The sequence below is a fragment of the Arthrobacter sp. NPDC056886 genome, from assembly GCF_042788715.1.
Taxonomy (GTDB): domain Bacteria; phylum Actinomycetota; class Actinomycetes; order Actinomycetales; family Micrococcaceae; genus Arthrobacter.
The window spans coordinates 218,404-225,457 of record NZ_JBHUBT010000004.1 but is presented as its reverse complement, the minus strand read 5'-3'; the positions used below and the strand labels follow the sequence as shown (position 1 = coordinate 225,457).

8 protein-coding genes and 1 riboswitch are annotated in these 7,054 nt (G+C 67.5%); of the genes, 2 read left to right on the top strand and 6 right to left on the bottom strand.

Going from position 1 to position 7,054, the window contains the following annotated elements; all coding sequences use genetic code 11:
* Nucleotides 1-119: 119 nt before the first annotated feature.
* From ACFRJ8_RS09205 to ACFRJ8_RS09180, 6 genes are all read right to left on the bottom strand, one after another.
* The gene (locus ACFRJ8_RS09205; RefSeq protein WP_377985805.1) at nucleotides 120-770 is read right to left on the bottom strand and encodes an MBL fold metallo-hydrolase; all 651 of its coding nucleotides are present in this window, start codon (nucleotides 768-770) and stop codon (nucleotides 120-122) included.
* A gap of 21 nt (nucleotides 771-791) precedes the next feature.
* Nucleotides 792-1,814: an aldo/keto reductase gene (locus tag ACFRJ8_RS09200; RefSeq protein WP_377985804.1), complete on the bottom strand. Its 1,023-nt coding sequence runs from the start codon at nucleotides 1,812-1,814 to the stop codon at nucleotides 792-794.
* 133 nt (nucleotides 1,815-1,947) lie between these two features.
* The gene (locus tag ACFRJ8_RS09195; protein ID WP_377985803.1) at nucleotides 1,948-2,352 is read right to left on the bottom strand and encodes a DMT family transporter; all 405 of its coding nucleotides are present in this window, start codon (nucleotides 2,350-2,352) and stop codon (nucleotides 1,948-1,950) included.
* Nucleotides 2,353-2,354: 2 nt separating this feature from the next.
* A complete protein-coding gene (locus ACFRJ8_RS09190) occupies nucleotides 2,355-2,678 on the bottom strand; it encodes a DMT family transporter (RefSeq protein WP_377985802.1) in 324 nt (107 codons plus the stop codon).
* Between the two features lie 9 nt (nucleotides 2,679-2,687).
* Nucleotides 2,688-2,755: riboswitch (guanidine-III (ykkC-III) riboswitch) on the bottom strand.
* Nucleotides 2,756-2,798: 43 nt separating this feature from the next.
* Nucleotides 2,799-3,584 carry a cache domain-containing protein gene (locus ACFRJ8_RS09185; protein ID WP_377985801.1) on the bottom strand — a complete coding sequence of 262 codons (786 nt, stop codon included), beginning with the start codon at nucleotides 3,582-3,584 and terminating at the stop codon, nucleotides 2,799-2,801.
* A 98-nt stretch (nucleotides 3,585-3,682) separates the two neighbouring features.
* The gene (locus tag ACFRJ8_RS09180; protein WP_377985800.1) at nucleotides 3,683-4,423 is read right to left on the bottom strand and encodes a FadR/GntR family transcriptional regulator; all 741 of its coding nucleotides are present in this window, start codon (nucleotides 4,421-4,423) and stop codon (nucleotides 3,683-3,685) included.
* A 251-nt stretch (nucleotides 4,424-4,674) separates the two neighbouring features.
* Between ACFRJ8_RS09180 and ACFRJ8_RS09175 the strand changes: the two genes are divergently transcribed.
* Both ACFRJ8_RS09175 and ACFRJ8_RS09170 read left to right on the top strand, forming a co-directional pair.
* Nucleotides 4,675-5,748, top strand: coding sequence for an ABC transporter ATP-binding protein (locus ACFRJ8_RS09175; protein WP_377985799.1), 1,074 nt, complete (start codon nucleotides 4,675-4,677; stop codon nucleotides 5,746-5,748).
* Between the two features lie 55 nt (nucleotides 5,749-5,803).
* Nucleotides 5,804-6,991: an ABC transporter substrate-binding protein gene (locus ACFRJ8_RS09170; RefSeq protein WP_377985798.1), complete on the top strand. Its 1,188-nt coding sequence runs from the start codon at nucleotides 5,804-5,806 to the stop codon at nucleotides 6,989-6,991.
* The last annotated feature ends 63 nt before the right edge of the window (nucleotides 6,992-7,054 follow it).

Genomic DNA, 7,054 nt, shown 5'->3' with positions numbered 1-7,054 from the left:
TTCTGTTTGCGCCCCCCCGAACAACTATGTTGGTGGTCCCCCGTATAGGGCGGGTCGGGGGGTTTACCCCCCCCGCCCCCGGCATTATGCGCAGCGCAATCCGCGAAGTGCAGCGCCAGCTACCAGCCGCGGGCGCGCCACTCTTCCAGGTGCGGGCGTTCCGCACCGAGGGTGGTGGGCTTGCCGTGGCCCGGGTGCACCACGGTGTCATCCGGATACACATCGAACAGCCGCTCGCTGACATCGGTGATCAGCTGGGCAAACCGCGCCGGATCCTTCTGCGTGTTGCCTACCCCTCCTGGGAACAGCGAATCGCCGGAAAAGATGTGTGCCGGCCCCGCGGGGTCCTGGTACACGAGGGCGATCGAACCCGGAGTATGGCCGCGCAGATGCACTGCCGTCACGTCGAAGCCGTCGAAGTTGCCGACGTCCCCGTGATCCAGCAGCACATCCACCGGCACCGGAAGCTCCGGGGCATCCTCTGTCCCGGCCGCGGTTTTCACACCCGTGGCTTCCACCAGGCCCGGCAGCGCCCGGACGTGGTCCCAGTGCTGGTGGGTGGTGGCAATCAGCGCCAGCTTCGGCGTCGCGGAAGTATCCGCGGCGGCGTCCGCGAGCAGCCCCTGGATGGCGGCCAGATCATCGGCCGCATCGATCAGGAGCTGCGCGCCGGACGCCTTGGCCGTGAGCAGGTAAACATTGTTGTCCATCTCGCTGACCGAAATCCGGCGGATGGTGATGTCACGTAACGAGTGAATGAGCGAGTCCATGGGCTTCAGTCTACGGAGGCGCTATTCACGGCCCTGGGACACCCAGTTGGGGTCCGCAGAACGGGAGCCGACGACGGCGTCCGCGGCGGCGTCGAGGGTCTTCAGTTGCGCTGCGGTGAAGTCGAGCGCCAGGGCGCCCAGGTTTTCGTCGATCCGGTCCGCCTTGCGCGTGCCGGGGATGGGGACCACAGGCAGCCCCAGCCTCCGGCCCTGCGCGAGCAGCCAGGCCAGCGCCACCTGGGCGGGAGATGCAGCCCGCCCGGCAACGCTCAGTTCAGCGGCGACCGCCCGCACGGCGGCCACCACACTCTGGTTGGCGTCCGCAGCGTCCGCGGCGAAGCGCGGGATGTTGCGGCGGAAGTCGTTGCTGCCCAGCGTGGAGGCGTCCACGGTGCCGGTGAGGAATCCCCGGCCCAGCGGCGAATAGGGCACAAAACCCACCCCGAGTTCGGCGGCGGCAGGAACCACGTTGCGTTCCACGTCGCGGCTCCAGATGGACCATTCGCTCTGAACCGCGGCGATCGGATGGATGCTGCTGGCCTCGCGCAGCTCCTCGGCCGTCACCTCTGACAGGCCCAGGTGCCGCACCTTGCCGGCCTGCACCAGCCCCGCCATGGCCTCCACGGTTTCCACTATCGGAACGCGGAGGTCACGGCGGTGCATGTAATACAGGTCGATCGAGTCGGTACCCAGCCGTTGCAGGCTGCGGTCCACCGCCTGTTTCACGTAGGCGGCGTCGCCGCGGATGTCCGTATAGCCAGCCGAGGGGGTGCCCACGAGGCCGAACTTGGTGGCCAGCTGGACTTCGCCGCGGCGTTCCTTGAGCAGCCGGGCAATCAGCTCTTCGTTGCTGCCGCCGCCGTAGATGTCCGCCGTGTCGATGAAGCTGACGCCGGCATCCACCGCGTGATGCAGGGTCCGCAGGGCCTCGGCCGGGTCCACCTCGCCGTACACAGGGGTCAAGGCCACGCCGCCAAACCCCAGGGGGCTGACCGTGAGGCCGTCGCCGAGCCGGACTGTTGCTGCGTTCACTGTTGTAGCCACGGGGGTCTCCATTCGCTGTTTCTAGCCCCAACCTCAGCCCGCGCCCGGGTATTCCGACGCTCCTGCCCGGTTGCTTCTCGCTACCGGGCCCCAGCCACGGCGTGTCGGCCCAGATTAGCGGCCCGGGGGCGGACTAACTGGGCGGGAGCGTCGGGGACGCCCCGGATTTCCCGGCCGGCAGGAGCTTCAGGCCCGCTGCGCAGCCGACGATCCCCGCGATGAAGATCAGTTTGAGCGGGCTGGCCGGTTCGACGCCGGTGGCCATCGCCCAGCCGACCGTCAGTGCGGCGCCGATCCCCACCCAGACGGCGTAGGCCGTGCCGAGCGGAATCCGTTTCACGGCCATGCCCAGCCCCACCATGCTGAGGGTTGCCGTCACGGCGAACACGAGGGTGGGCAGCGGCCGGGTGAAGCCGTCGGAGAGGCCCAGGGCCGTGGCCCAGACCGCCTCCAGCACGGCGGAGGCGAGCAAGATGAGCCAGGCCAGCGTGGCTGCCGGCGCCTTGCTTGTCGTTTTCAGTGTGCGGTTCGCGGCCATGGTTATGCCACCAGCTTCAGGCCGACGACGCTCGCGGCAATCCCGCCGAGCAGCAGGATCCGCGCTGCCGTCGCGCGCTCAACTTTGGCGATCATCGCGTAGCCGGACGTCAGGACGACGCCGACCCCCACCCACACGGCGTAGGCCGTTCCGGTGGGGATGGATTGCATGGCGACGGCGAGGCCCCCGGTGCTGGCGAGGACCGAAACGAGGAAAACGAATGCCGGGACCAGCCGGCGGCGGCCGGTGGCTTGGGCGGTCCGGTGTAGGGCGGCGGCCCAGACGGCCTCCAGCGCCCCGAAGAGAATGAGTATTAACCACGACATGACAGCTCCTGTGGCCAGTCTTGTCGCGTGCCGGGTACTGAACCGTCGTCCGGAGGCCCGCAAGTGGGGGCCTTGGCCTCCAATTCTAGCAAAGCCGCGTCACAGCCGGCCTGGCTCAGCTCACAGCCCTGCTGCGTTGCTCCAGACCGTGAAGGTACGCCCCACGGGGTAGTGCGCGCACGGTTCGTCCGGCGAGATCAGGTCTCCGGCGTCGATATCGGGCGCCGCCGAGACCACGGCGCGGCCGTCGGCGTTGGCCAGGGTGGCCCGGCCGCCGATCCGCCGCAGGGCCGGCATGGCCCCGCGTTCCAGGCGCTGAACCGTGACGTCGATGCCCACGATTCCCGCCACCGGGGCGTCCGGGCGGGTGAACACCGGGTGCGTGAAGGTCAGGACGTACTCGTCGGTGCAGAGGAAATCCACGTAGGGCCCGGTGACATGGGCCTGGCCCGTTTCCACGGGGATCCGGAACCACTCGGCCTTGACGTAGCGGCTGATGGAGTTGGGGCTGAAGTTGGCCAGCGCGTCGACGTGTTCCAGGTCCGGGCCCTGCCACCAGGCGATATAGCTGCGCTCGGGCCCGAGCAGCCCGGCGTTGGCGATGAACCCAGCTCCGGCCGCGTAACCGCCGGGCAATTGCACCAGTTCCTCGACCACCGGCCGGATGAGCTTGTCCACGGCCGTGCCGGTGACTTTCCCGGACATGGCGGCAAGGGCCGCGCCGGCGTCGGCAGCCCAGGCCGCCAGGCGGTGCTCGATGCCTGCGATGGTGGCGTCGAGGTCGGCGGCAGCCCGCTCGGCAGGGCCGGGTCCGGCGGGTGTCGTGGAGGAGTCTGCGGAGGGACCAGCGGACGGGCCTGCAGAAGTGCCTGCGGAGTGGCCTGCGGTGGAGGTGGTTTCGGACACGGTTGCTGCCTTAGCTCGAAGCTGCCGGGACATTTGCGGTCAAAGTTGGAGGGTCAAGATTGGTCGATGAAGATCGTGGCTTAAACGTTCGGGTGCGGTCAATAGCGTTTGGCCTGCTCGGTCAGCAGCCAGTCGGTGGTGGCGGAGATCAGGTCCTTGACCCCGGATTCGGCGGCTCCTGGATCGTGGGCTTCGATGGCGGCTGCCACGTCCTCGAGGATCACGGCGGTGCGCCCGCGGTAGCCGGCGTCGGCGCAGGGCAGCAGCGTGAGGGTGCCAAGATCCGCCTGTAATCGGATGAGCTCCCGGGCCAGCCGGGCGGAGCGGGCAATGGCCGCGACTTCCAGCAGGAACTCCGAGAGGGCCAGGCGCCAGCTCGCGGAGTCGTCGTTGGCTGAGGGGATGAACGAGCGCAGGGTGGCGATGTCGGCGGCGTCGGAGCGCCGGGCCGCCACCCCCGCGCAGGCCGCGGCGATCGCCTGGTAGTGCAGCGCGAGGTCCCTGATCTGCAGCCGGCTCAACTCCTGCAGCTGCGCCAGTGCCCGTTCCCGGGAGGGCAGCACGTTGTCGGCGATGAAGCTTCCGCCGCTCCGGCCGCGTGCGGTCCGGATGATTCCCGAGGCACGCAGCTGGGAAAGGGCCTCCCGCGCCGTTACTGCGGACACTCCGAGGGCCGCGGCCAGCTCCGTTTCGTTCGGTAGCCGCTGGCCGCTGGTCAGCAGCCCGGTCTCCACCGCCTGCTCGATCCGGCCGCACACTTCATCCACGAGCCCGCGTGATTTGATCGGCGTGAACACCGCCGCGAGGCTCCGGGAGGCGCCATTCGGCGACAACAACATCCGGGCCTCCCTTCCCTCCGGCCGTTCCGGCCGTTCCGGCGTTACCTTCCGGGGCATCCATACAGCTTCCGCAGGCGGCGCCGCCGTGCGTCGCCCGGGCTGATGTCATCCTAATCCGGGCTTTGCCGGAGGGTCTATACATAAAACCTATGAAGTAATAGCATTTGGCCCAGCAGCCCTGTGTGGACTGGATCACATTCCGCTGCGTGGCTCTCTCGTGGACGATCCGGCAACGGAGTAAGGCGCACCCCATGACCGAAACACTGGCCGCCGGCACCTCGACCGGAACCGAGGAGATTCCGGCGATCCGCCTACGCAAGCTCACCAAGGTCTTCGGGGATACCGTCGCGGTAGATGGCGTGGACCTGGACATCCGCCACGGAGAGTTCTTCTCCATGCTTGGCCCGTCCGGCTCCGGCAAGACCACGGTCCTGCGGTTGATCGCCGGCTTCGAACTGCCGACGTCCGGAAGCATCGAACTCGAGGGCAAGGACGTCACGGCAATGGCGCCCTTCCAGCGGGACGTCAACACCGTCTTTCAGGACTACGCACTGTTCCCGCACATGTCCCTCGTGGACAACGTCGCCTACGGGCTCCGGGTGCGCGGCATGGCCGGGAACAAGCGGCGGGAGCGGGCCAGGGAGGCCCTGGACCGCGTCCAGCTCGGAAAATTCCTCGGCCGCAAACCCGCCCAGCTCTCCGGCGGCCAGCGGCAGCGGGTGGCCCTGGCCCGGGCACTGGTGGTCGAGCCGAAGGTCCTCCTGCTGGATGAGCCGCTCGGTGCCTTGGACCTCAAGCTCCGGCAGCAGATGCAGGTGGAACTCAAGGAATTGCAGCGCTCGCTGGGCATCACCTTCATCTTCGTCACCCACGACCAGGAGGAGGCCCTGACCATGAGTGACAGGATCGGTGTCTTCAACAACGGCAGCATCGAACAGATCGGTACCGCGCACGAAATCTACGAGCGCCCCGGCGGCATCTTCGTGGCCAACTTCGTCGGCACCTCCAACATTTTCGACGCCGCCCAAGCCCAAGCGCTCTATGGCCGGCCAGAGCCCCTGTGCATCCGTCCCGAGCGGCTGCGTGTCGCCTGGACCGGGGAACCGGAGCGGCGTTCCGGCACCACGTCCCGGCCCGGGACGGTGACGTCGTTCGTCTATGTCGGGCACGCCACCCAGGTGCGGGTGCAGCTCGACGGCGGGCCCGCCGTCGTCGCGCTGGTGCCGGAAAAGCTGCCCGGCGGCGATGCGGAACTGGTGAACCAGCCCGTCACGGTCAGCTGGGACGACGACGTCGTCGTTTGGCTTCCGGGCCGCGGCACCTGACGCCGGGCGGACTTCCCGCTCCAGAGATTTTCTCCACATCGAAAAGGTAAGGATCATGGCACCAAAAACTAAGGCCGCCCTCGTTGTCGGGGTGGTTGCGGCGGCAGCCCTCGCGCTGTCAGCCTGCGGAACCAGCGGCGGATCGGGTACTGCGCCGTCGGCGCAGCCGGTCAAGACCGAGATCGGCGCCGGTGAAGGCCAGGTGTCCATCCTCGGATGGCCCGGCTATGTCGAGGACGGCAGCAACGACCCTGCGGCCGACTGGGTGCATCCGTTCGAACAAGAGACCGGCTGCAAGGTCAGCTTCAAGCCGTTCGGCACTTCGGACGAGGCCGTAACGCTGATGCGCACCGGACAGTACGACGTCGTCTCGGCCTCCGGGGATGCTTCGCTGCGGTTGGTCGCCGGCAAAGATGTGCAACCGGTCAACATGAGCCTCCTGAAGAACTATTCGGACATCTATCCGTTCCTGAAGGACAAGGCCTGGAACACCGTCAACGGCGTCAACTACGGAATGCCCCACGGCTGGGGCGCCAACCTGCTGATGTACTCCACGGACAAGGTCACCCCGGCGCCCGCCTCCTGGAGCGCGGTGTTTGACGACGCCGCCAAGCACACCGGCAAGGTGACAGCCTACGATTCGCCCATCTACATCGCGGATGCCGCCATGTACCTCATGGCCCATAAGCCGGAGCTGGGCATCAAGAACCCCTATGCCCTCGACAAGGACCAACTGGCCGCCGCCGTCGACCTGCTCAAGCAGCAGCGAACGCACATCGGCGAGTACTGGAGCGACGTCGTCAAGGAGGTCCAGGCGTTTACGTCCGGGAACACCGTGGTTGGCACCACCTGGCAGGTGGGGGCCAACATCGCGACAGGCGAGGGCGCCAAGGTTGCAACCCTTCTCCCCGAAGAGGGTGCCACCGGCTGGTCGGACACCTGGATGATCGGATCCAAGACCAAAAACCCGAACTGCGCCTACAAGTGGCTCGACTACATCGCCAGCCCCAAGGCGAACGCCCAGGTGGCGGAGTACTTTGGCGAATCCCCGGCCAACGCCAAATCCTGCGAGCTGACCAAGGATCCCAAGCACTGCGAGACCTACCACTCCGGTGATACGGCCTACGCCGAAAAGATCTGGTACTGGACCACCCCGGTGGCGGAGTGCCTCGATGGCCGCACGGACGTCAAGTGCACCGACTATTCGGAATGGACCAAGGCCTGGACGGAAATCAAGGGCTGATTCAGGCACTGCCGAACCCAAGCCGCAAGAACAAGCCGGCCCCGCGGCCGGCAGAGACTAAGG

Bases quoted from the DNA above. Each gene is read 5' to 3' on its own strand.
- ACFRJ8_RS09205 (WP_377985805.1), bottom strand. From the start codon at position 770: ATGGACTCGCTCATTCACTCGTTACGTGACATCACCATCCGCCGGATT.
- ACFRJ8_RS09195 (WP_377985803.1), bottom strand. From the start codon at position 2,352: ATGGCCGCGAACCGCACACTGAAAACGACAAGCAAGGCGCCGGCAGCC.
- ACFRJ8_RS09190 (WP_377985802.1), bottom strand. From the start codon at position 2,678: ATGTCGTGGTTAATACTCATTCTCTTCGGGGCGCTGGAGGCCGTCTGG.
- ACFRJ8_RS09180 (WP_377985800.1), bottom strand. From the start codon at position 4,423: ATGTTGTTGTCGCCGAATGGCGCCTCCCGGAGCCTCGCGGCGGTGTTC.
- ACFRJ8_RS09175 (WP_377985799.1), top strand. From the start codon at position 4,675: ATGACCGAAACACTGGCCGCCGGCACCTCGACCGGAACCGAGGAGATT.
- ACFRJ8_RS09170 (WP_377985798.1), top strand. From the start codon at position 5,804: ATGGCACCAAAAACTAAGGCCGCCCTCGTTGTCGGGGTGGTTGCGGCG.